The following is a 23654-nucleotide window of genomic DNA, read 5'->3' on the forward strand; positions in this document are numbered from 1 at the left end:
GACCGCGCGCCTCGCTTGGCTTAACGCCATAGGCGTCTTTATAGCTGCGAGAAAAATGGCTGCTGTTGGAAAAGCCGGTGGCAAAGGCGATCTCGGAAATGGTCAGGGCGCTTTGCGTCAAAAGCTTGCGGGCATGTTCAAGCCGGACCTGACGATAGGTTTCAAGAAACGACTTGCCAAGATGCTGATCAAACAGGCGATCAAGCTGCCGGGTTGAAAGTCTGGCGAAGCGCGCCATTTCGTCGCGGGTTTTCGGATCTTCGATGGTGGTTTCCATCTTTTCGAGAACCCGAAGCAATCCGGCATGATGGACGTTATAGCGTTCGGCAAGCGATGCCCGCTGCGGGCCGCCCGATTGCCCGACTTGTGTGTGCAGGTACCAGTCCGACACCCGGGTTGCGAAATCCGCACCAAGGTTTTCGGCGATCATGGCATGCATCATGTCAAGCGGTGCCACCCCGCCGCCACAGGTGATGCGATCCCCGTCAATGACAAACCGTGCGCGTTGCGGTTCCAGATCGGGAAAGGCTTCGATCAGGGCGGGGGCATGTTCCCAGTGAATGGTGAATTGACGTTGCCCCAGAAGCCCGGCGGCGGCCAGAACGTAAGCCCCGCTTGATATCCCGCCCATGCGCACGCCCCAGCGCGCCAGTTTGCGCAAATTGCCCAGCATCCCCGGTGCCTGCCATTGCGACGGATGTCCACCGGCACAGATGAACAGGGTGTGCAAACTGGTCGGGGCCTGTGACAGCGGGGTGGTCGGCACCATCGTGCCCGACGAGGACAAAACGTTTCCGCCCGCTGCCGAATAATTCAACACCTTGTAGATCGGCTGACCGGCCAGAAGGTTGGCCGCACGCAGCGGCTCAATCGCCGAGGCATAAGACATCAACGCAAAATCGGGCAGCAACATGAAACCGATATGCTGGGTGGCCGGAACCGGTTTGGCGTCAAGTTGCCCGGTACGCGGGGTGCGTGTGGTTCTGTTTTGGGTGTCTGAGCTCATGACGCCGGTATCCCGCGTTGGGCGACAATAATATCGCGATGTCGCATTTGTGTTATTGGATGTCTTTAATAGACAAGCTGCAATTCGCACCTCTGTCAAGATTGCTGGGTACCCGATGTGGGCAACAGCGAAAGATCGATGATGCGTTATTCAGCCCTGTCATTGCTTGGCAATGCATTTTCCAAGAACAAGAACTGGAGGCCGGCTTGGCGCAATCCGGATCCGAAACCGCATTACGATGTCATCATCATCGGCGGTGGCGGGCATGGGTTGGCAACCGCCTATTACCTTTCCAAGGTGTTTGGCGTGCGCAATGTCGCGGTGCTTGAAAAGGGCTATCTTGGATCGGGGAATATCGGGCGGAATACGACGATCATTCGATCTAACTACCTGCTTGAAGGCAATAACCCATTCTACGAGTTTTCGATGAAACTGTGGGAAGGCCTTGAGCAGGATTTCAATTTTAACGCCATGGTGTCCCAGCGCGGCGTGATCAATCTGTTTCATTCCGATGCCCAGCGCGATGCCTACACGCGCAGGGGCAATGCCATGCGCCTGCACGGGGTGGATGCGGAACTTCTTAACCGTGATCAGCTGCGTGAAAAGCTGCCATTTCTGGATTATGAAAATGCCCGCTTCCCCATCATGGGCGGGCTGATGCAGGCGCGCGGCGGCACGGTGCGCCATGATGCCGTTGCGTGGGGCTTTGCGCGCGGGGCCGATCAGAACGGCGTTGATATCATCCAGAATTGCGAAGTTACCGGCATTGAGCGCGATGGCGATCAGATCACCGGGGTTCAAACCACACGCGGTGCGATCACGTGTAACAAACTGGCCATGGCGGTGGCAGGCAGTTCAAGCCATGTCGCCAAAATGGTCGATATGCGCCTGCCGATTGAAAGCCACGCCTTGCAGGCCTTTGTGTCCGAAGGATTGAAACCGTTCATCGATACCGTGGTCACCTTTGGCGCGGGGCATTTTTATGTGTCGCAATCAGATAAGGGCGGGCTGGTTTTTGGCGGGGATATCGAAGGATATAACTCCTACGCCCAGCGCGGAAACCTCGCGTGCGTGGAACATGTGGCCGAGGCCGGCATGGCGATGATCCCCGCACTTTCGCGGGTGCGTATCCTGCGCAGTTGGGGCGGGATCATGGATATGAGCATGGATGGGTCGCCGATCATGGATCGCACCCATCTTGCCAACCTCTATTTCAATGGTGGTTGGTGTTATGGCGGGTTCAAGGCAACCCCGGCGTCGGGATATTGCTTTGCCCATTTGCTGGCGACCGATACGCCGCATGAAACCGCAACCGCGTTTCGCATGGACCGCTTTGCACGCGGTTATCTTCTGGATGAAAAGGGCGTTGGCGCCCAGGCCAACCTGCATTGAGGAAATTTGGTAATGAGTAGTCTTGTCAAATGTCCTCATTGCGGTTTGCGCCCACGCGAGGAATTCACAATCCGCGGCGAAGTCGCCACCCCGCGCCCAAATGCAGGTGCCGATGAAGCCGTATGGTTCGATCATGTATATCTGCGCGACAACCCGCGTGGTGAACATAGCGAATACTGGCATCATTCCGGCGGGTGTCGCCGCTGGCTGGTGCTAACCCGTGATACCGTGACCCACGAAACGTCTGACGTCGTCGATGCAAGCACCTTGAAATTGGGGGAAGGGGCATGACCAGTTTCCGTATTGATGGCGGTACCCTGATTGACCGCAATGATGTGCGCCGATTTACCTTTAATGGCGAGGCGCTCACTGGCTTTGGTGGCGATACGGTTGCATCAGGCCTTTTGGCCAATGGCAAGCAGTTGGTCGGGCGCAGTTTCAAATATCACCGTCCGCGCGGCATCCTGACCGCCGGGGCGGCGGAACCCAACGCGCTTCTGACCATCGGGCGGGACGGGCGGCGCGATCCCAATACCCGTGCGACCATGGCGGAACTGTTTGACGGGCTTGAAGCCAGATCGCAGAACTGCTGGCCGAATGTCAATTTTGATATCGGTGCGGCCAACGGGTTGTTGGGGCCGCTTTTAGGCGCCGGGTTCTATTACAAGACCTTCATGTGGCCGGCTGCCTTTTGGGAAAAGGTCTATGAACCCCTGATCCGCAAGGCCGCTGGTTTGGGGCGGGCAAGCTATGATCCCGACCCCGGCTATTACGAAAAATGCTGGGCACATTGTGATCTTCTGGTGATCGGGGCGGGGCCAGCTGGGCTTGCTGCTGCCCTGACGGCCGGGCGGGCCGGGGCGCGGGTGATCATTGCCGACGAAGGGGCGCAACTTGGCGGTGGTTTGATCGCCGAAGGAAGCCCGGTGGGTGGTAAACCAGCCGACACAGTGCTTGCCGATATCATTGGTGAATTGCACGCCCTTCCCAATGTCGAGATCAAAAAACGCACAACCGTTTTTGCCGCCTATGACGATCAGGTGTTTGGCGCGGTCGAACGGGTGCAAAAGCATCTGCCCGAGCACGAGATTAACCCCCATCGCGCCATGGAACGCCTGTGGCGGATTGTCGCCCGACAGGTGGTGCTGGCGACCGGGGCGGAAGAGCGACCGATTGTCTTCGGCGGCAATGATCGCCCGGGCGTCATGATGGCCGGGGCCATGCGCACCTATTTGAATGGTTATGGCGTGGCACCGGGTAAACGGGTGGCGCTGTTTGCCAATAACAGTCAGGCCTATCAGACCGCGATGGACCTTGAGGCACGTGGTATCGAGGTTGCCGCGATCATTGATCCGCGCACCTGCCCGAACATTGATTATGACGGTAAGGCACGCCTGATTGCCGGTGCGATGGTGCGTGATACTGCGGGTCGCAAGGCGATCAAGTCTATCACCGTCCGCCATGATGACGGCCGTGACGAGGTGATTGCGGTAGATGCCCTTGGCGTATCAGGCGGTTATAGCCCGATTGTGCATCTGGCCTGCCATCGCGTTGGCAAACCGGTCTGGTCGGACGCGCATGTCGGTTTCATGCCGCCGGAAAATACCGATGGCATGACGCCCTGCGGGGCAGTTGCCGGAAAAGCCGGTATTGCGGCCTGTTTTGCTGACGGCGGTGTTGCCGCGGTCAAGGCGCTGGCGGAACTGGGTGTGATGGGCGAGGCCGCATCACTCCCCGGTGTCGAACAGAGTGAGGAAAAAGTCGACCCTATTCAGCCGATCTGGCATGTCGCTTCAAGCAAGGGCAAGGCCTTTGTCGATTTTCAGAATGACGTCGCGGCATCTGACATCACGCTTGCCATGCGCGAAGGTTATGATCATGTCGAACTTGCCAAACGCTATACCACCAACGGCATGGCAACCGATCAGGGCAAGACATCCAATGTGAATGCCATTGGTATTCTGGCCGAAAACAAGGGTGTCTCGCCCGGCGAAATCGGCACAACAACCTTCCGCCCGTTCTACACGCCGGTATCGTTTGGTGCGCTGGTTGGCGCATCCAAGGGAATGGATTTCCAGCCGGTGCGCAAATCCCCCTTGCATGGCTGGGCGGAACGCAATGGTGCGAAGTTCGTCGAAACCGGGCTTTGGTATCGGTCAAGCTGGTTCCCGAAGGATGGCGAGACCTTCTGGCGTGACAGCGTTGATCGTGAAGTCAACGCGGTTCGGACCAAGGTTGGCATCTGTGATGTGTCTACCCTTGGCAAGATCGAGATTTTTGGTGCGGATGCGGCAGAGTTCCTGAACCGGGTTTATTGCAATGCCTTTCTGAAATTGCCGGTTGGCAAGGCGCGCTATGGCATCATGCTGCGCGAGGATGGCTTTGTGTATGATGACGGCACGACAAGCTGTCTTGGCGAAAACCATTACTTCATGACGACGACGACAGCGCTTGCCGCTGGGGTTTTGACCCATCTGGAATTCTGTGCGCAGGTGTTGTGGCCGGAGTTGGATGTCCGTTTGGCATCGGCAACCGATCAATGGGCGCAGATGGCGATTGCCGGGCCCAAATCGCGTGATGTTCTGTCCAAGATTATTGATGACGATATTTCGAACGAGGCATTCCCGTTCCTGGCGGCGCGCGAAGTGTCGATGTTTGGCGGGCGGCTTAAGGGGCGGTTGTTTAGAATTTCGTTTTCGGGCGAGTTGGCCTTTGAAATTGCCGTGCCTGCCGGATATGGCGAAAGTGTCGCCGATGCGATCATGGCTGCCGGGGAAGAATTCGGCATTACGCCCTATGGCACCGAGGCGCTTGGCGTCATGCGGATCGAAAAGGGCCATGTCACCCACGCAGAAATTAACGGCACGGTCACACCAGCCGATCTGGGGATGGGCAAGATGGTGTCAGCCAAGAAAGATGATTTCATCGGTCGGGTCATGAACCTGCGCGAAGGTTTGGTGGACCCAGACCGTCCGTCGCTTGTCGGGATCAAGCCGAAATCACCGTCGGACAAGTTCGCCACCGGATCGCATATCCTTAATCCCGGTGATGACGTCAGTCTTGCCAATGATCAGGGCTATGTTACCTCGATGTGTCACTCGCCGACATTGGGCCATGCGATTGGCTTGGCGCTGGTGAAAAACGGCCCGAGCCGCGTTGGTGAGGAAGTGACCATCTGGAACGGTTTGGCCGGAAAGACTGTCACCGGCATCCTTTGCAATCCTGCCTTTGTCGACCCGGAAAATGAGAAGCTCCATGCGTGATTATCCACTCGAAAACCGTAGCGCATTTCCGCCCCTCGTCGCGGCGGGTGCGGGTGCATCGATCAATCTCGCCCCGGTGACAGGTGGCTTTGTCATCCATGTGCTGGGCGATGCCAAAAGCGATGAAGCTGCCTTAAGCACGGCAATCAAAACGATTGCCCCGGATCTCGGCACCGATTTGCGCAAATCAGCGCCAAATCAGTGGTTCTGGGTGGGGGATGCAGATGTTTCTTCTGACCGGTTGGCAGAAATTCAGGCGGGGCTGGTCAATCAATTTGCACTGGCCGATCAGACGCACGGCCGGGTGCGCATGAGGTTGTCGGGCGTTTCGTCGCGAACGGTTCTGGCCAAGGGCACCATGGTTGATCTGTCCGCCGATGTGTTTGCCATGGGTCAGTCGGCCATGACCCAGATTGGGCACATCGGGGCAATGATCACGCGCATCGAAGATGACAGTTTCGAGCTGATTGTTTTGCGCAGCTTTGCCGGTAGCCTTTGGGATGAATTGCACCATATGGCGGCCGAGTTCCGCTAAGCCGGTTACTTGACCAAAACCGCCAGAAGCTTGTCGAGGAACACTTCGCAGCGGCCCAACTGATCAAGCTCGATGAATTCGTCGGGCTTGTGGGCCTGTTCGATACTGCCCGGGCCACAGACCACGGTCGGGATATCGCCAAGGGCCGAAAATGCGCCGGCTTCTGTGCCGAAGCTGACCTTGCCGGTGGTGTTGGCACCCGTGAGCGCCATGACAAGTTTGGTGACTTCTTCGTCATCGCCGGTGGCAAGGCCCGGCATATCGGAAATCACTTCAACCTCGATGCCGACATCGTCGTAAATCTCGCGCATTTCGGGCTGAAGGGTATTTTCGATGTAATCGTAAATCTTGGCTTTAAGTGCTTCGCGATCATCATTGGGCAGATTGCGGAATTCGAAATCGACAAAGCAATTCTGCGGAATGATGTTGAGCTGCGTACCACCCTTGATCACACCGGTGTGGAAGGTGGTGTGGTTCGGATCAAACTCGTCATCATGCGGGCCGTTTTCGCGGCATTCGCGGCCAAGCTTGCGCAGGAACACCACCAGTTCGGCAGCAAATTCAACCGCATTGACCCCTTCGCGCGGCAAAGACGAGTGCCCGGAACGGCCGGTGAAATGCGCACGCGCCGAAAATTTGCCTTTGTGCTGGGTGATGACCTTCATCTCGGTCGGTTCGCCAACGATGCACATGGCTGGTTTGTGTGGCAGATTGTTGATGGCTTCAACCAGACTGGGCACACCCAGACAGCCGACTTCCTCGTCATAGGTGAAAGCCAGATGGATTGGCACCCGAAGGTTGGCGTTCTTGAAAGTTTCCGCCTTGGTCAGAAGGCAGGCGAGAAAACCCTTCATGTCGCACGATCCGCGGCCATAAAGTTTGTCGTCGCGGATATCAATCTCGTAGGGATCGGATGCCCAGTTCTGGCCTTCGGTCGGGACCACGTCGCTGTGGCCTGACAGGATCACACCGCCCGCAACGTCCGGGCCGATGGTGGCATAAAGGTTGGCCTTGGTATCCGTCGGGTCGCGCACAACCAGCGTGTCATAGCCCAAACCGTCAAGAAACGCCTTCACCTCGTCAATCAGCGCCAGATTGGGCGTCATGCTGACGGATTGGTGGCGGATCAGTTTGCGGCACCATTCAATGGTATTTTCTGACGGGGCAAGTGCGGCGGTGGTCATTCGACGAATTGTTCCTTGAGGATACGTTCTTCAAGATTGTGTTCCGGATCAAACAGCAGCTTGATTTTCATGCTGCGGTCTTCGCGGATTTTCACGCTCGAGACATCGCGAACCTCGGTATAGTCGGCAACGGCCGAAACCGGGCGCTTTTCGGGGTTCTCGATCTGGAAAACGACTTCTGCGCCATGGGGCAAAAGCGCGCCACGCCAGCGACGCGGGCGAAACGGACTGATCGGTGTGAGCGCGAGCAATCCGCTTCCCATCGGCAGGATCGGGCCATGTGCCGACAGGTTATAGGCCGTGCTTCCGGCCGGGGTGCAAACAAGCGCGCCGTCGCAAACCAGTTCGGCCAGACGTTCAACGCCATCAACCTTGATGCGCAATTTGGCGGCCTGACGGGTTTCACGCAAAAGCGACACTTCGTTGATCGCCAGCGCACACAGGCTTTCGCCCGAAACGGTGTGGGCTTCCATCTGAAGCGGGTGAAGCTCGACCGTCTGCGCCTCTGCGATGCGGTCGGTCAAATTCATTTCGCGGAATTCATTCATCAGAAATCCGACCGTGCCCCGGTTCATGCCATAGATCGGCACCTTGCGGCCCATATAACGGTGCAGGGTTTCCAGCATGAACCCGTCGCCGCCAAGGGCTACGATCACGTCGGCCTTGTCGGGCGCAATGTGGCCGTATCTGTGTTTTAGCCGGTACATCGCATCCTGTGCGATTTTGGTTTCGGCTGCAACGAAGGCGATGGAATCAAGCTGCATCTTCGATCCAACGGATGTTTGGGGCTCGCCCGAAAGGGCATGGCCGAACAATAGAGTACGCTTTGCACTGAATTGCAAGGGGCTGCGTGATGTTCGTCCCCATGCGGATGTTTTGACTAAACACCAGTATGATTGACGGCACGAAAAAAACAGTGGAACCTGAAAGTTACGGGTTCCGATCCCCGGTTCAAATCAAAAAAACAGAACGGCGCGATGTCAAAAGAACCATTCAGCTTCTCTGCCGCCCTTTCCCGCATTTCACGTCCTGATGAAGGTCATGACGATGATGTGCTGGAAGTCGGCGAAAGCATGGAGCTTGATGGTGCATCCGAAACAGCCCTCGTTCCCAAACGGATCCGCAACCCGGATGCCACCCGTCAGAAGCTTCTGGACGCGGCGTTTGGTGAAATCCGTCGGGCCGGGTTCGGCGGGGCGTCAATCAGCAACATCCTTGAACAAAGCGGCTGTACGAAAGGTGCGCTTTATCATCACTTTTCCGGCAAGGCCAAACTGATCAACGCCGTGATCGAGGAATGCCTGCCGGGATATGTTGACGAGGTCTGGCTGGATGATCTCGAAGGGGCAGAGGATATATTGCCCGTGTTGATGGGGCAGGTGGATCGCTTGGGCAGCGAAAATGCACCGGCAATGCTGGCAGGCGGATGCCCCTTGGCGCGTCTGGCATCCGGTGCCGGGGAGCTTGATGAAAGCCTGCGCAAGCGTATCGATGGTGTGTATCGTTATTGGCGGCGCGGGCTTGCGTCCCACATCGGCAAGGCGCAATTCAACAAAACCGTCCGCACCGATATTGAACCCTCGGCCGTTGCGGAATTCATCATTGCTGCCCTGCACGGGTTCCTGACCCGCCCGCCTGCCTTGCGCAATCTGGAAACCCAGGATTCATTTGCGCGCGAATTTGCCCGCTATCTCAACAATCTTCGGCCTTGATCAGACTTAATAGCTAAAGCCCTTCGTTCTGAATTGCGCAGCACGTACATTCTTGTGTTGTCAGTATTTAATACAAATAATCAATGTAATATTGATTGCATTGACATTTATTTCTGATGAATTAGGTATATCGCACAAAATCATGATGAATTGATCATTGGAGACAGCCCCATGCGTTCCCTTATCCTTTCTGCCGTTGCGGCGGTCACTTTTGCCTTTGCGGGCAGTGCTGCGCAGGCGGAACGTCTTACCGAAAAGCCGTTGGTTGATGCCAACTGGGTTGCGGACAATCTTGATAACCCGTCGATGGTTGTTGTTGATATCCGCTCGCTTACCAAGGACGGCAACCCTTATGAAGCTGGCCACATTCCGGGTGCCGTCTTTGCGCCCTATGGCAAGTTTGGCTGGCGGGCCAAGGTCAATGATGTGGTTGGCATGCTGCCGCCGGTTGACGTGATTTCCAAACGCATCGGTGCACTTGGCATCGATAATGACAAACAGGTTGTCGTGGTGCCGGCCGGCCAGAACAGCTCCGACTTTGGTTCTGCCACCCGCGTTTACTGGACCTTCAAGGTGCTTGGTCATGACGCGGTTACCATCCTTGATGGTGGTCAGCGCGCTTGGCTTGCGGCTGGTAAGGAAGTCTCGACCGATCCGGTCGTGCCAAAGGCCGTTGCCTTTAATGCCAATTTCCGTCCTGAACTTGTTGCGACCGCCGATGATGTTGCCAAGGCGCGCGCAGAGGGTGTTGCACTTGTCGATGCCCGTCCGGTTTCGCAGTTCAAGGGCGAAGCAAAAAGCGGTGTTGTCGCCCGTCCGGGTGCCGTACCGGGGGCGAAAAACATTCCGCAGTCAAAGTTTTATAACGATCAGGATGGCGCCTTTGTCGCGGCTGACGTGATCGAAAACCTTGTGGCAGACGCCGGTGTTTCCAAGGACAGCAAGGAAATCACCTATTGCAATACCGGTCACTGGGCGTCGGTCGCATGGTTTGGCCTTTCCGAAGTGATGGGCAACAAGAACACGGCGATGTATGATGGCTCCATGACCGAATGGGCGGCGGATCCGAACCGCGAAATGGTGATCCCGGAATAACCGGATAACCATACGGCTTCCACCAAGCCGCGAACATTCTGGACGGAACCGGTCAGCCGGTTCCGTTTTCATTTAGATATCTGATTTCAGGTTATTGAGCCTCACCATGTCTGAAGCGACCTTAAAAGCAAATCCGGCAACACCGGGTTTCACCTTTGACAAAGGACCGGCGGCCATCACCGCCGTCCTGTTTGTCCTTGTCGGTATCGCAATTTCACAGGCCGTCGATCTTAAACAGGCCGTGCTTTATGGCCTTGGCGGATTGCTTGGCATTGCGCTTTATCATGCGTCCTTTGGGTTCACCGGCGGTTGGCGCCGCTTTTCGGTTGAAAAGCGCGGCCGTGCCTTGCGCGCACAGCTTTTGATGATCGGGGTTGCGGCGGCGGCCTTTATCCCGTTGCTGGCGCTTGGCAATCCGTTTGGCGGATCGGTCGTTGGGGCGGTTGCGCCTGTTGGCATGTCTGTGCTGATCGGGGCGTTTTTGTTTGGGCTTGGCATGCAGCTTGGTGGCGGCTGTGGCTCCGGCACGTTGTTCACCGTTGGCGGTGGCAGTGCGCGCATGCTGATCACGCTTGTCTTCTTTATTATTGGTGCGGTGATTGGCACGGCCCATCTGCCGATGTGGCTTGAGCTGCCCTCCTTGCCGCCGATGAGCCTTGGCCGTGAATACGGCATTGGTGGCGGGCTTGCCGTGACGTTTGGTGGTCTGGCGCTGGTGGCGTTGCTGACCATTTGGGTTGAAAAGCGCGCCCATGGCGGGTTGGAAGTTGTTTCAACGGCACCGCGCGAGGGGCTGGCGCGTTTCATCCATGGCCCATGGCCGATGATCTGGACCGGCTTGCTTTTGGCCGGGCTTAATGTTGCGACGCTTCTGATTGCCGGTCATCCTTGGTCGATCACTTTTGGCTTTGGCCTTTGGGGCGCAAAGATCGCGCAGGTCATTGGTGTTCCGGTTGAAACCTGGGAATTCTGGAACTGGGCTGGCCCGGCGCGTGCGCTTGGCAATTCGGTCCTGCAGGATAATACGTCGGTGATGAATTTCGGCATCGTGATCGGGGCAGCATTTGCCGCGGCCCTTGCCGGCAAGTTCGCACCCAAGGTTTCTGTTCCGGTTGCCTCCCTTATCGCGGCCGCCATTGGCGGGCTTTTGATGGGGTATGGTGCGCGTCTGGCGTTTGGCTGCAATATCGGCGCGTTCTTTAGCGGGATCGCATCAGGAAGTGTGCATGGCTGGCTGTGGTTCGTGCTGGCCTTTGCTGGCAGCTGGGTCGGCATTGCGCTGCGTCCTGTCTTTGGAATGGATGGTTTCCGGAAATGAGCGAGAAAAACACACTCCTGTTTGGTGCGGTCTTCCTTGCGGCAACCGGTGCCGTTGCGCTGGATCACTACAGCCACACCGCAAACATCCCAGCCATTGCCAATCCGGCCCCGGCCAAACTTCCGGCAGCGGGCAGTAACCCGTGCGCTGCCAATCCTTGTGCCGCAAATCCCTGCGGGGCGAACCCGTGTGCCGCGAACCCATGTGCAGCAAACCCGTGTTCAGCGAACCCATGCGCGGCTGGCTACAATCCGTGCGGTGCGAATCCATGTGGTGCGGGCTATAATCCTTGTGCGGCAAGCCCGTGTGGTGCCAATCCGTGCGCAGCCTACAACCCGTGTGCGGCAGGAAACCCTTGCAGTCCTTCCAGTCCGTGCGGTGGCTTTAACCCCTGTGGTGTGCGATCGGCTAACCCTTGCGCCGCTGCACCATGCAGCGCCAATCCCTGCGCCGCATTCAATCCGTGCGGCGCTTCCAACCCATGTGCGGCAGGAAATCCGTGTGCCGCTTACAACCCGTGTGGTGCGTCGCCCTGTGCTGCCTCGCCCTGTGCCGCGTCTCCGTGCGCGCCATCGGCAAGTAACCCATGTGCTGCCAGCAATCCGTGTGCAGCCTATAATCCGTGCGGGGCAGGGAACCCTTGTGCGGCATATTGATGCCGCCAAAGGCAGCATGCATTTGAAATTACAACGGCATGGCAGCGCAATTCTGCTTTGCCGTTGTGTGTAAAACGCGGGGCTGTCAAAAATAAGCTGTTTGACAAGGGGATAAAACTCTGCGCATGGTGTGGCTGTTATTTGATCGCTCCAGAAGCGTAGAGGGGAATTAACGCCCCTACTGTCGAGTGGTTAACCCAAGAACGCATTGAAGTATCCAGCTACGCGGGTGCTTCCAGAACTGCAAGGCGCAGACCTGATTACTAATTTTCACCGGGCGAAGTCCCAGCTGTCTGCAGCCTCCAATTTACGAGTTACCCTTATTTGACCCAGTTTTCCGAACTCGGCCTCGCCGAGCCGGTCCTTCGCGCGCTTGCCCAAGAAGGCTACGACGCGCCGACCCCGATCCAGGCACAATCCATTCCCTCTCTTCTAGACGGTAAGGACCTACTTGGTATCGCACAGACCGGTACCGGCAAGACGGCAGCGTTCGCATTGCCGATCCTTGACCGCCTTTCCAAATCCCAAACCCGCACGCCCAAAGGGGCATGCCGTGTACTTGTTCTTGCGCCGACGCGTGAACTTGCCGCCCAGATTGGCGAAAGTTTCCGTGCCTATGGCCGCTTTCTCAATGTTCGCACGGCTGTCGTTGTTGGTGGTGTTGCCCCTGGTCCGCAGATCAAGGCAATAACCCCCGGCGTCGAGGTTCTTGTCGCAACACCTGGTCGTTTGCTTGACCATGTCGATAGCGGCAAGCTCAGCCTTAAACATGTTGAAGTGGTGGTGCTTGATGAAGCCGACCACATGCTTGATCTTGGCTTCTTGCCGCCGATCAAGCGCATCATCAAGATGTTGCCGCGTGATCGCCAGAACCTGTTTTTCTCTGCCACCATGCCGACCCAGATTGGTCAGCTGGCAGGGGACATGCTGTCTGATCCTGTCAAGGTGTCGGTAACCCCGGTTGCCACCACCCAGGAACGCGTCGAGCAGTCGGTCTATTTGATCGAACGCACGCGCAAGCGTCAGTTGCTGGCAGAGCTTCTTGATAATCCGGCTTTCAAGCGCACGCTGGTCTTTACCCGGACCAAGCGCGGTGCCGACCGTGTCGCGCGCCATCTTGAAGCCAATAAAATCAGCGCGGCTGCCATTCATGGCAACAAAAGCCAGAACCAGCGTGAACGTGCTCTGAACGCCTTTAAGGATGGTCAGATCAACGTGCTTGTCGCAACCGATATCGCCGCGCGCGGTATCGACGTCGATAGCGTGACCCACGTTGTGAACTTCGAACTCCCGAACGTGCCCGAAAGCTATGTTCACCGTATCGGCCGTACGGCCCGCGGTGGTGCCAGCGGATCGGCGATTGCGTTTTGTGATGAAGAAGAACGTGATCTGCTGCGCGATATCGAAAAAACCACCCGCCAAAGCATTCCGGTGATTGATCGCCGTGATGCAAAGGCCGCAGCCGAGCAGGAAGCACTTTCCGACGAAGCGCGTGAAAGCAACCGTGGCCGCCGCAGTAGTGGTGGCAATGGTGGCGGTCAGTCGCGCGGAAATGGCGGACGTGGTGCATCGGGCGGCAATGGTCGCGGTGGTCGTCCGGCCAATGGCCGGAATGCCCGCAGTGATCGTTCAGATCGCAGTGATGCGCGCACTTCTGCGCCGCGTCGTGATCGTGATGATGCCCGCAAACAAACGACCCAAAGCCGCGATGGCGCAGACAATGCTTCAAGAGCATCGGCTGACAAGGCCCCTTCGAACCCGGCGCTGGAAAAATCCAAAAGCCGTTACAAGGGTGGTCTGAAGTCGAAACCTGCCAATGGTCGTGGCGGGAACCCTGAAAATAGCCCCCGTCAGAATGATGGTGGCAAGCGCCCGACGAAACGCGTTGATTCCAATGGAAATCGTCGCGACGGGGCGAAAGCTGACAATTCAATTTCTTCCGGTTTGTCCTTTATGGGCAGTGCCGAGGAACGCCGCGCGACTGGTAACGGGAGCAATAGTGCCCGAAATACCGGACCGCAAGGCAAGCGCGGCGGTGTAAACCGCAATCGCAATCATCGTGGCGTACAGTCCGGCGGGCAGCCGGGTGGTGCGGGCCGCGAAAACACTTCTGGAAAACAGCCGAGGCGTGAACGCGCCTGATTGTTTTTCAAACCCCTATAGGCGCACCCACGCGGGGTGTGTCGAAACGCCAATCAATACTCGATAGGAGATCTAAAGATGGCAACTGGTACCGTTAAATGGTTCAACGCAACTAAAGGTTTTGGTTTCATTCAGCCGGACGAAGGCGGAAATGACGTATTCCTGCACATCAGCGCCGTTGAACGCGCTGGCATGGGCCACCCGCAGGAAGGCGACAAAATCAACTACGAACTGCGCACCGACTCACGTTCGGGCCGCGTTTCGGCAGATGATCTGACCGCTGCCTAATTCGGCTTGTCCTTCCTTGTGAAGGGCGCCGTATTAACGAAACCCCCATCCGGGAAACCGGGTGGGGGTTTTGTTTTGCGTGCATGTCAGGGGCGCAAGAAGGCGATCTTGGCGCGGGTGGCGGCACTCAGGACATGGAAATGCATGGCATCGCGTGCGCCGGATGGGTTGTGTTCACGCACATAACGCAAGACCTGCTCGTGTTCGGCAAGCGGGGCGGCAATCGCCTTGGCGTTGGCAAAGGGCAGCATCTGGTTCTCGTGAATGATCTGGGCTGCGGGATGCATGGCCTTGGCAAACATCGGATTGCCCGACGCCAAAAGAAGAACTTCATGAAATTCCGTATCGGCGGTGGCAGCGGCAATCAGATCATCTGTCTCTAGCGCGTTTCGCATATCGGTGATGCTGGTCTCAAGCGCATCGAGGTGATCCTTGCTGCGCATCTGGGCCGCAAGGCCGGCAACATAGGGCTCGATCGCAAGCCGGAACTGATAAACCTGTCCGGCCTGGCGATTTCGGTCCTGACCAATCGGCGGCAGGTTCTGGCGATCGGTGATGTATACGCCTTTTCCGGCGTGGATGTGGATCAGTCCAAGTGCTTCAAGTGTGGCAAGAGCTTCGCGCAGGCTGGTGCGGCTGATGCCCAATTCGCTTGCCAGATTGCGCTGAGCCGGAAGCGAGTCACCTGCCTTTAGGCCCTTGTTTTTTATCAGGTTCCGAATGTCACGTGCGGCGCGTTCCGGGGCGGTTTCACTGCGTGTCATGTATTGTCCCGCATCTGGTCAGACCAGTTGAATGGTTTTTGATATTCAAAAAATGCTGATTTTTAAAGGAGTATGATCAATCGCATGCTGAATTTACGCTGAAGAAAAAATTATTCATAGACAAAAGATCAAAAAATGTGCAGCGTCAAAATCAGGCTAAAAATAACGCACATAATTTCAGAAACGATTAGACAGACGGGTAGAGGCTCATGAAACAATTCTTCAAAACTGCGATTGCTGCGGTGGTAATGCTTGCCGCTCCGCTTGGGGCAGCGTCGGCCAGCGCGCTCGACAGCATCTCCGAGGCCGGTGTTCTCAAGGTTGCCGTGCCGCAGGACTTTCCGCCATTTGGTTCGGTCGGGACCGATATGCAGCCAAAGGGCTATGACATTGATATGGCGGCCCTGATTGCCGAAGAGCTTGGTGTAAAGCTTGAACTGGTACCGGTCACCTCGAGCAACCGTATCCCATATCTCAACACCGGCAAGGTTGATCTGGTGATTTCCAGCCTTGGCAAGAACCCGGACCGTGAAAAGGTGATCGATTTCAGCGATCCCTATGCACCGTTCTATAACGGCGTCTTTGGCCCGGCTGATTTTTCGGTTGAAAAGGCAGCCGACCTTGCGGGTATGTCGGTTGGCGTGACCCGTGGTGCGATCGAAGATCTTGAACTGACCAAGATTGCGCCGTCTGACGTCGATATCAAACGCTACGAAGACAATAACGGCACGATTTCGGCCTTCCTGTCAGGCCAGGTTGACCTGATCGCGACCGGTAACGTGACGGCAGCCGCGATCATTGAACGCGACCCGCCGCGCAAGCCGGAGCCGAAATTCCTGATCAAAAATTCCCCCTGCTATGTCGGCCTGAACAAGGATGAGCCGGAACTCATGGCCAAGGTCAATGAGATCATCGCGGCTTCAATCGCTGATGGTCGTTTGAATGCGATTGCCGAAAAGTGGCTTGGTATTCCGCTTCCGGAAAAACTCTAGGCTTTTTGGCTGACTGACAGGATCGTTATAGATCAATGGCATATAAATTCGATTTCGGCGCCATCGTGCCGCATTGGCAACTGCTGTTTGACGGGGTCATTCTGACCACGGAGTTGACAGTCATCGGTGCTGTGGTTGGCGTCGGGCTCGGGATCATGGGGGCGTGGGCGCGTGCGTCGCGCGCCCCGGTGATCAGCCAGATTGTCGGCGTGTATGTGGAGCTGATCCGCAACACACCATTTCTGGTGCAACTCTTCTTTATCTTCTTCGGGCTTCCCGCACTTGGCGTGAAGCTGACCGAATTTCAGGCCGCCGTTTTGGCGATGATCGTCAATCTCGGTGCCTATTCCACGGAAATCATCCGGGCCGGCATTCAGGCCATCCCGCAAGGCCAGATCGAAGCAGCCCAAAGTCTTGCAATGAACCGGGTGCAAATTTTCCGTTATGTCGTGATTTTACCCGCGCTCAAGAAAATCTGGCCGGCCCTGTCCAGTCAGATTGTGATTGTCATGCTGGGATCGTCGGTCTGTTCACAGATCGCGGCCGAGGAATTGACATTCGGTGCGAACTATATCCAGGCGCTTAATTTCCGTGCGTTTGAAGTCTATTTCGTGGTGACGGGTTTGTATCTTGTGATGTCGATACTGCTTCGGATGGGCTTGAAGGTTCTCGGTAACTTCCTGTTTGAACGGCGGCGTCATGTCTGAATTTTCCCTGTGGGATATTGTTTATAACCTGTTGCTTGCCGCGCGCTGGACAGTGTTGCTGTCGCTTACGGCCTTTGTGCTTGGCGGGCTGGTTGGCTTGCTGCTTTTGATGGTGCGTACGGCTGGTAATCCGTGGGTGATCCGACTGGTGCGCGGTTATGTCGAACTGTTTCAGGGCACGCCGCTTTTGATGCAGCTTTTCATTGTCTTTTTCGGCTTGCCACTGATCGGGCTGGATGTGTCGCCATGGGTGGCGGCAACCCTTGGCCTGACATTGTTCACCAGTGCGTTTCTGACCGAAATCTGGCGCGGATGTGTTGAATCGATTGGCAAGGGCCAATGGGAAGCATCGGCAAGCCTTGGCATGAATTTCACCCAACAGATGCGCTATATCGTTTTGCCGCAGGCGCTTCGCATTGCCATCCCGCCAACGGTGGGGTTTTCGGTTCAAGTGGTCAAGGGAACAGCCGTGGCATCAATCATCGGCTTTGTTGAACTGACCAAGGCTGGCACCATGATTACCAATGCCACCTATGAACCGTTTACGGTCTATGGCTGCGTGGCGGTGATGTATTTCCTGATTTGTTATCCGCTATCGCTTTTTGCCCGCCACCTCGAAGGAAAGTTCCGCCATGTCGCTCGTTGAATTGCATGCCATCCATAAAAGCTTTGGCGAGCTTGAAGTTCTCAAGGGCATTGATCTTTCAATCGATGAGGGGCAGGTCATTGCCCTGATTGGTAAAAGCGGATCGGGCAAAAGTACGCTGTTGCGCACAATCAACGGGCTTGAGGTCATTGATGACGGTGTGATCATCGTCGACGGCAAAAAGATCAGCGACCGTGATGCGGATCTGCTTGGCCTTCGGCTTCAGGTCGGCATGGTGTTTCAACAGTTCAACCTGTTCCCGCATTACACGGCCCTTGAAAACGTCATGCTGTCCCCGCAGGTTGTCAAAAAGCAGTCCAAGGCCGAGGCCAAGCAAATCGCCGAGGAAATGCTGGCCAAGGTCGGGTTGGCGGACAAGATGATGCATTACCCCGATCAATTGTCGGGCGGGCAGCAACAGCGCGTGGCGATCGCCCGTGCATTGGCGATGAAGCCAAAGGTTCTTTTGTGTGACGAAGTGACATCGGCACTTGATCCCGAACTGGTCAACGAGGTGCTGGCGGTTGTTCGCCAACTGGCCGAAGAAGGCATGACGCTTGTCATGGTCACACACGAAATGCGTTTCGCGCGCGAAGTCTGCGACAAGCTGGTCTTTATGCATCAGGGCCGCATTCATGAAACCGGCGATCCGGAAGAAGTCTTTTCCAATCCCAAAACGCCAGAACTTTCAAGTTTCGTTGGCGGTCTTGCCTGATCAAATTCGCGTCGTTCATGATGCTTTTGTGACATCTGATGCGCAAGGCGCGGAAATGTTTAACGATTTCAGGTTGAAGCGCTAGAACGGTTCCCATGATGCCATGACAGGTGAGGGACGGTTTCGATGCAGGGTGATGGGGCAGGTAACGGGGTAAGTGATGTTGGGGCTGGTCAAAAGGCCGGGCTGTCGCCGATCATGGCGGTTCTGGATCGCTATCCGTTTCTTGTGCTTGGCTTGCTCCTCGTTGGGGCTTTTGCCTCGTCCAGTGCGGCACCCTTGGCCGGGCTTTATGTTGTCGAAGGTTTGGGGCAAGCCCCCTGGAAGCTTAGCCTTGTTGCGATTGTTCAGGTGTGTGTGACCCTGATTGTGAACCGCACATTTGGCCGTGCGATTGACCGGGCGGTGCCGATCAAGTTCCTGCTGGTGACCAGTATTCTGTGCTTTGGCATTGGTATGACCCTGCTGGGTCTGTTTCAGATTTACTGGGTTTATCTTGGCATCGCATCGATCCTGCTTGGGATTGGATCCGGTGCGCTTTCGGTGATGTATTCATTCGGGCGTCTGTTTGCCGAACAGACCGGGCGTGATGTCGTCAAGTTCAACGGCTTCCTTCGCATCCAGACATCGCTTGGCTGGATGGTGGGGCCGGCGGCGTCCTTGTCATTTTATGGCGTCTATGGTTTTGCCCCGACCTATTACGCAATTGCCGGACTTGCCGCGATCTGGTGTGTGACCTGTTTGGTAATTGTGCCGGGCGCATTCAAAACCCATCATCCCAACAGCCTGAAAACCGGGCAGAAAGTCCCGTTTAATTTTGGCCTGTTATCGGCCTGTGTGCCGGTGTTTTTCATCGGGGCGGCCAATGTGGTGTTTGTTTCGGCAATGCCACTTTATTTCTCGACCGAGTTGGGGCTGGTGGCGTCTTCGGCCGGATTTGCCCTGACGGTGAAATGCTTTGTTGAAGTGGTGGTGATTTATTTCTGCGCAACGCTGATCAAACGGGTGGGCGAGCGTAAGGGCATGTTGATCGCAGCCCTTCTGGGGGCGGTGTTTTTTGGCCTGATCTATCACGCCACAACACTTGTCGATGTGCTGGCACTCGCCGCGATTGATGGGCTTTATTACGGTATCTTTGCCGGTATCAGCATGACGTTCGTTCAAAACTTCGCCCCCGATCAGCCCGGTGTTGCGACCAGTTACTATGTCAGCACCCTGTTTGTTGGCGGGTTGATCGGCAACCTTTTGACCGGGGTGGTTGCCAGTGCCTTTGATTTCCAGACAACCGTTTTGATGGCCTGCGCGTTTGCCTTTGTCGGGGCGGTGGTTTTGGCGGTCATGCGCGATGCAAAGCATTCTGCGCCGGTCGGGCAGGGTTCATGATGGCTTGACTTTGATCGCGTCCCGGCGATTATCGCGCCATGAACGAAAATACTGAAAACACCCGTCCACGTTTGTTTGTTGATGCCGATGCCTGCCCGGTGAAGGCAGAGTGCGAACGTGTGGCCGAACGCCACCGGATCGAAATGATCATGGTATCAAACGGCGGCATTCGCCCGTCACGCAATCCGTTGATCAAGATCGTCATTGTCCCGCCGGAACCCGATGCCGCTGATGACTGGATTGCGGAAAACGCGCGCGCGTGTGATGTGATCATCACCAATGATATTCCGCTGGCATCGCGCGGGATTGAAATCGGTGCGCGGGTCCTGAAAGCCAACGGTCAGGAATTTACTGAGGCCAATATTGGCAATGCCTTAGCGGGCCGTGAAATTGCCGCCCACATGCGCGAAGTCACGGGCGAGCAGGGGCGTAATGCCGCCTTTACCCAGAAAGACCGATCAAAGTTTTCAAGCGCGTTGGAAGTTCTGATGCAGGCCGTTCTGCGCGGCTGATCAACCATTCCCCCAAAAAACACGGGCCGCCAGATATATAATCTGACGGCCCGCACACAGGTCCTGATTTGGTGAGGGAACAGTTCCCTCGAAATCAGGCTTCCCCCCTGCGTATCTTCATGAACGGCAAGGCTTAGAACGGATAGTGGCGCTTGCCGCTCTGGATCGTGATCCAGCGCATTTCGGTGAATTCATCAATCGATGCCTGAGAACCAAAGCGCCCGTAGCCCGATGATTTCACACCGCCAAATGGCATCTGTGCCTCGTCCTGAACGGTCGGGCTGTTGATGTGGCAGATGCCGCTTTCAATGCGTTTGGCAACTTCCATCGCACGCGGAATGTTGGTTGAGAAGACCGCAGATGACAGGCCATATTCGCTGTCATTGGCGATGCGAACGGCCTCATCCTCGTCCCCTGCACGAATGACAACACAGATCGGGCCAAAGCTTTCCTCGGAATAGATCTTCATTGCCGGGGTGACGTGATCAAGCAGGGTGGCATCCATCAGAACGCCGTCCTTGGCCTTGCCCGAACCGGCAACCAGTTTCGCACCCTTGGAAACGGCGTCTTCGACCAGTTCCTCGATGCGATTGACCGCCTCGACACTGACAACACCGCCAAGGATGTTTTCGGCCTTGGCCGGATCACCTGCGGTCAGCGTTTTGGCCTTGGCGGCCAGTTTGGCAACAAAGTCATCGGCAACCGCATTGTCAACGATCAGGCGTTCGGTCGACATGCAAATCTGGCCCTGGTTCATATAGGCTCCAAAGGCCGCACCATTAACCGCCTCATCAAGGTCGGCGTCATCCAGAACAAGGAACGGTGCCTTGCCTCCCAGTTCAAGCAGAACCGGTTTCAGGTGTTCCGCCGCAAGCTTGGCGATGATGCGCCCAACGCGGGTCGAGCCGGTAAAGTTGATGCGGCGCACAGCCGGATGGGCAATCAGGGTTTCAACGATTTCCGGCGCATCTTCAGGCGCGTTGGTCACAACGTTGACAACACCTTCAGGTGCGCCAGCTTCAACCAGGCAATCCCCGATCAGGCGATGCAGGGCCGGGCAAAGTTCGGACGCCTTGAGGATGACGGTGTTGCCATAGGCCAGCGGCATGGCAATGGCACGCGTGCCAAGGATCACCGGCGCGTTCCAGGGCGCAATGCCCAGAACCACGCCAACCGGCTGACGAATGCCCATGGCCATCAGGCCGGGCGTGTCAGACGGAATGACATCGCCCTGAATTTGCGTCGTCATGCCACCGGCTTCACGCAGCATGTTGGCGGCAAGATGGGCGTTAAATCCACCCCACATGCGCGTGCTGCCGGTTTCATCAAGGACCAGCTGACCGAACTGATCGCCCTTGGCTTCCATGATGTCAGCGGCCTTAAGCAGGATCTTGCGCCGTGCGCCCGGACCCATTTTCGACCATTCCGGAAAGGCCGCGGCAGCGGCGTCGGCAGCCTTGCGGGCATCGGCGGCATTGGCGGCGGCTGCGACAGTTGCAACTTCGCCGGTGACTGGGTTCTTGCGTTCAAAAGTGCGGTTGTTGGACGCACTTACGTCCTGATTGTTGATCAAAAGTTGGGCCTGATTCATGACGTTTCTCCTGAATTTTCATTATCTGCCGGACTGCGACGAAGCAAAATGTTGCGCATGACCAAACGGTCAATCGTCGCCTGACACAGCAGGGTGATGACCCGGACCTTGGCCCGGTTGATGTATTTTTCGGAGGATACAGTCGCATTTTTACCAAAATACTTCGCATCACGAAGTAAAATTGGTGGTTATCCTCCCCACTGTTGTTTTGATGTTTCAAAATAACAGGTTTGTATTCGTTACATTTTTTTTGTTTTTGACGGTTTCTTTGACCTTTTTTCCAGTAGGCAATGGAACGGTTCCAATGTAAAGGTGCCTAAATTGACAATTTAAGACGAAAAATTGTACATTTATACCTATAACTATTTGGGAATAGATAGGCGATAAAAAGGCATGATTGATCGACAAGGTCATCCATTTCCGGCCTCTGGCCGGGACGACGGTACCGAAAACCCGTTTACAGATCTTGTCCCTGTCGCAGCACAGGCAATGATGGATCGTTTCGATCACCCGTTGTCGCAACAGGCCTGGGTGATGAACGATCCGGCGCGGCGAGATCGCTGTTATGCTGTATTGCTGCAAAGTGGCCGGGCCGAGGTTGGCTTGCGGCATGGCACTATCAGTTGCACGGCCCCCGCCCTTGTCTGGTTGCCACTTGGTGAAACGCAGCGTTTTAGTGTTGGTCCCGGCAGTGATGGTTATTTGCTTTCGGTTGCCGAGGATCTGGTGGCGCGCCATTGCGGTGATGGCAGTTCTGTGGCAGGTGGTCTCGCCGGGAATGGCTTGCCTTTGCGCTTTGCTGCGGACACCGTTCATAACGTTACCCCGCACGAGGGCCTTGGAAATCAGGTGTTGCTTGAGCGCAGCTTTGAAGCCATCCGGTCTGAGCTGATGGGAAATGCGCTTGGTGCCAGTCTTGTGGTTGGCGCGCATTTACAGATTATTCTGACCATGGTTCTGCGTCTGGCAGAAGGCGTGATGGCGCAACGCAACCAGCACGGTCCGGGCTCGATCACCTTTCAGCGATTTTTGCAGGTGCTGGAGCTGCATTTTCGAGAACACTGGAATGTTGCCGATTATGCAAAGGCCCTTGGCGTCAGTGAACGGCGTCTGGGATCCGCAGTCTTGCGCGCAACCGGCAAGCCGCCCTTAACGATTATCCATGAACGTGTCCTGCGCGAGGCCTGCATGCGTCTGGAACAATCCCCGCTTGGTGTGGCGCAGATTGCCTATGGTTTGGGTTTTCGCGATCCGGCCTATTTCAGCCGGTTTTTCAAACGTTATATGGGGGAGGCGCCCGGCGCCTATCGCCGGTTGCGGCGTGCGCACGAGCGTGTGCGTGATGATACTTTTGCGGCCTGGCCATAGGCCCGCGTTGTCCGCCACAGGCGGAATGCCGCCGAATTCCCCTCAAGATTGAAGGTTGCGTTGCCTTTTTTTGATCCTACTTGTCTGCTTTAACCGTAACAATAAAGTCATCACCTGTTAGTTTGATTGGATCGACGTTGCGTAAAGGCAAAACCCTGTTTCTTGGTCTTTTGGCCGTTCTTGTCCTGCCATTTGGCATCAGCCTGGCAGAAGACCCGCCGGGTGAAAAAGCCAAGGAACGCTATACGTGGCGCAATGCGCCGCGCCATTCTTCGGGCGTGGCGCCTGATGCGGTCGCCAACCGGGATCAGGCGATTGTCATGGTGATGGCGGCCGAAACATTTGGCTGGCGCGCCTATTTCGCGGTTCATCCATGGATCATTTA

General features: G+C 56.2%; 21 protein-coding genes and 1 pseudogene. 17 read left to right on the top strand and 5 right to left on the bottom strand.

Translation table 11 applies throughout. The features are described from left to right. A partial coding sequence (locus tag B3Z49_RS13940; protein WP_296991964.1) for a GlxA family transcriptional regulator occupies nucleotides 1-1006 on the bottom strand: 1006 nt, incomplete at its 3' end. Nucleotides 1007-1144: 138 nt separating this feature from the next. Between B3Z49_RS13940 and B3Z49_RS13945 the strand changes: the two genes are divergently transcribed. From B3Z49_RS13945 to B3Z49_RS13960, 4 genes are read left to right on the top strand one after another with little or no spacing between them, the layout of a single operon-like run. Then, nucleotides 1145-2398, top strand: coding sequence for a sarcosine oxidase subunit beta family protein (locus B3Z49_RS13945; RefSeq protein ID WP_414716258.1), 1254 nt, complete (start codon nucleotides 1145-1147; stop codon nucleotides 2396-2398). Nucleotides 2399-2410: 12 nt separating this feature from the next. After that, nucleotides 2411-2689 (top strand): sarcosine oxidase subunit delta, encoded by a 279-nt coding sequence (locus B3Z49_RS13950; RefSeq protein ID WP_296991966.1) that lies wholly within the window; start codon nucleotides 2411-2413, stop codon nucleotides 2687-2689. Then, nucleotides 2686-5661, top strand: coding sequence for a sarcosine oxidase subunit alpha family protein (locus B3Z49_RS13955; RefSeq protein ID WP_296991968.1), 2976 nt, complete (start codon nucleotides 2686-2688; stop codon nucleotides 5659-5661). Before B3Z49_RS13950 ends, B3Z49_RS13955 begins: the two co-directional genes overlap by 4 nt. Next, complete coding sequence (locus B3Z49_RS13960) at nucleotides 5654-6196, top strand: sarcosine oxidase subunit gamma (protein ID WP_296991970.1); 543 nt, start codon at nucleotides 5654-5656, stop codon at nucleotides 6194-6196. Before B3Z49_RS13955 ends, B3Z49_RS13960 begins: the two co-directional genes overlap by 8 nt. Nucleotides 6197-6201: 5 nt before the next feature. Here the strand turns inward: B3Z49_RS13960 and argE are convergent, their stop codons facing one another. Both argE and B3Z49_RS13970 read right to left on the bottom strand, forming a co-directional pair. Next, on the bottom strand, nucleotides 6202-7380 hold the full coding sequence (gene argE / locus B3Z49_RS13965; RefSeq protein WP_296991971.1) for an acetylornithine deacetylase: 1179 nt from the start codon (nucleotides 7378-7380) through the stop codon (nucleotides 6202-6204). Continuing rightward, nucleotides 7377-8144 (bottom strand): NAD kinase, encoded by a 768-nt coding sequence (locus tag B3Z49_RS13970; RefSeq protein WP_040824675.1) that lies wholly within the window; start codon nucleotides 8142-8144, stop codon nucleotides 7377-7379. Before B3Z49_RS13970 ends, argE begins: the two co-directional genes overlap by 4 nt. Nucleotides 8145-8357: 213 nt before the next feature. Between B3Z49_RS13970 and B3Z49_RS13975 the strand changes: the two genes are divergently transcribed. From B3Z49_RS13975 to B3Z49_RS13995, 5 genes are all read left to right on the top strand, one after another. Further along, nucleotides 8358-9092, top strand: a complete 735-nt coding sequence (locus B3Z49_RS13975) for a TetR/AcrR family transcriptional regulator (RefSeq protein ID WP_287444390.1) — start codon at nucleotides 8358-8360, stop codon at nucleotides 9090-9092. Nucleotides 9093-9263: 171 nt separating this feature from the next. Beyond that, nucleotides 9264-10187 carry a sulfurtransferase gene (locus B3Z49_RS13980; RefSeq protein ID WP_296991976.1) on the top strand — a complete coding sequence of 308 codons (924 nt, stop codon included), beginning with the start codon at nucleotides 9264-9266 and terminating at the stop codon, nucleotides 10185-10187. 106 nt (nucleotides 10188-10293) lie between these two features. Continuing rightward, on the top strand, nucleotides 10294-11505 hold the full coding sequence (locus tag B3Z49_RS13985; protein ID WP_296991978.1) for a YeeE/YedE family protein: 1212 nt from the start codon (nucleotides 10294-10296) through the stop codon (nucleotides 11503-11505). Nucleotides 11506-12485: 980 nt separating this feature from the next. After that, complete coding sequence (locus tag B3Z49_RS13990) at nucleotides 12486-14303, top strand: DEAD/DEAH box helicase (protein WP_296991980.1); 1818 nt, start codon at nucleotides 12486-12488, stop codon at nucleotides 14301-14303. A 78-nt stretch (nucleotides 14304-14381) separates the two neighbouring features. Then, a complete protein-coding gene (locus tag B3Z49_RS13995; protein ID WP_008892034.1) occupies nucleotides 14382-14591 on the top strand; it encodes a cold-shock protein in 210 nt (69 codons plus the stop codon). An 86-nt stretch (nucleotides 14592-14677) separates the two neighbouring features. Here B3Z49_RS13995 and B3Z49_RS14000 read toward each other — a convergent pair whose 3' ends face one another. Further along, nucleotides 14678-15355: a FadR/GntR family transcriptional regulator gene (locus B3Z49_RS14000; protein WP_008892035.1), complete on the bottom strand. Its 678-nt coding sequence runs from the start codon at nucleotides 15353-15355 to the stop codon at nucleotides 14678-14680. 209 nt (nucleotides 15356-15564) lie between these two features. Between B3Z49_RS14000 and B3Z49_RS14005 the strand changes: the two genes are divergently transcribed. From B3Z49_RS14005 to B3Z49_RS14030, 6 genes are all read left to right on the top strand, one after another. After that, the gene (locus B3Z49_RS14005; RefSeq protein ID WP_296991983.1) at nucleotides 15565-16347 is read left to right on the top strand and encodes a transporter substrate-binding domain-containing protein; all 783 of its coding nucleotides are present in this window, start codon (nucleotides 15565-15567) and stop codon (nucleotides 16345-16347) included. Between the two features lie 35 nt (nucleotides 16348-16382). After that, the gene (locus B3Z49_RS14010) at nucleotides 16383-17054 is read left to right on the top strand and encodes an amino acid ABC transporter permease (RefSeq protein WP_287444394.1); all 672 of its coding nucleotides are present in this window, start codon (nucleotides 16383-16385) and stop codon (nucleotides 17052-17054) included. After that, nucleotides 17047-17700, top strand: coding sequence for an amino acid ABC transporter permease (locus tag B3Z49_RS14015; RefSeq protein WP_296991986.1), 654 nt, complete (start codon nucleotides 17047-17049; stop codon nucleotides 17698-17700). Before B3Z49_RS14010 ends, B3Z49_RS14015 begins: the two co-directional genes overlap by 8 nt. Further along, nucleotides 17687-18415 (top strand): amino acid ABC transporter ATP-binding protein, encoded by a 729-nt coding sequence (locus B3Z49_RS14020; RefSeq protein WP_064781928.1) that lies wholly within the window; start codon nucleotides 17687-17689, stop codon nucleotides 18413-18415. The genes B3Z49_RS14015 and B3Z49_RS14020 overlap by 14 nt, the downstream gene beginning before the upstream one ends. 126 nt (nucleotides 18416-18541) lie before the next feature. Next, the gene (locus B3Z49_RS14025; protein WP_296991989.1) at nucleotides 18542-19798 is read left to right on the top strand and encodes an MFS transporter; all 1257 of its coding nucleotides are present in this window, start codon (nucleotides 18542-18544) and stop codon (nucleotides 19796-19798) included. 38 nt (nucleotides 19799-19836) lie between these two features. Continuing rightward, complete coding sequence (locus B3Z49_RS14030; protein ID WP_296991991.1) at nucleotides 19837-20310, top strand: YaiI/YqxD family protein; 474 nt, start codon at nucleotides 19837-19839, stop codon at nucleotides 20308-20310. 133 nt (nucleotides 20311-20443) lie between these two features. On the opposite strand, the gene B3Z49_RS14035 is transcribed toward B3Z49_RS14030, so the two are convergent. Further along, nucleotides 20444-21901: an aldehyde dehydrogenase gene (locus B3Z49_RS14035; RefSeq protein WP_296991994.1), complete on the bottom strand. Its 1458-nt coding sequence runs from the start codon at nucleotides 21899-21901 to the stop codon at nucleotides 20444-20446. Nucleotides 21902-22294: 393 nt separating this feature from the next. Between B3Z49_RS14035 and B3Z49_RS14040 the strand changes: the two genes are divergently transcribed. Together B3Z49_RS14040 and B3Z49_RS14045 are read left to right on the top strand one after the other, a co-directional pair. Then, nucleotides 22295-23269 (top strand): helix-turn-helix domain-containing protein, encoded by a 975-nt coding sequence (locus tag B3Z49_RS14040; RefSeq protein ID WP_296991996.1) that lies wholly within the window; start codon nucleotides 22295-22297, stop codon nucleotides 23267-23269. A 137-nt stretch (nucleotides 23270-23406) separates the two neighbouring features. Then, a pseudogene (locus B3Z49_RS14045) lies at nucleotides 23407-23654 on the top strand (DUF3750 domain-containing protein); the annotation flags it as partial.

Source organism: Thalassospira sp. UBA1131 (assembly GCF_002311515.1).
Classification (GTDB): domain Bacteria; phylum Pseudomonadota; class Alphaproteobacteria; order Rhodospirillales; family Thalassospiraceae; genus Thalassospira.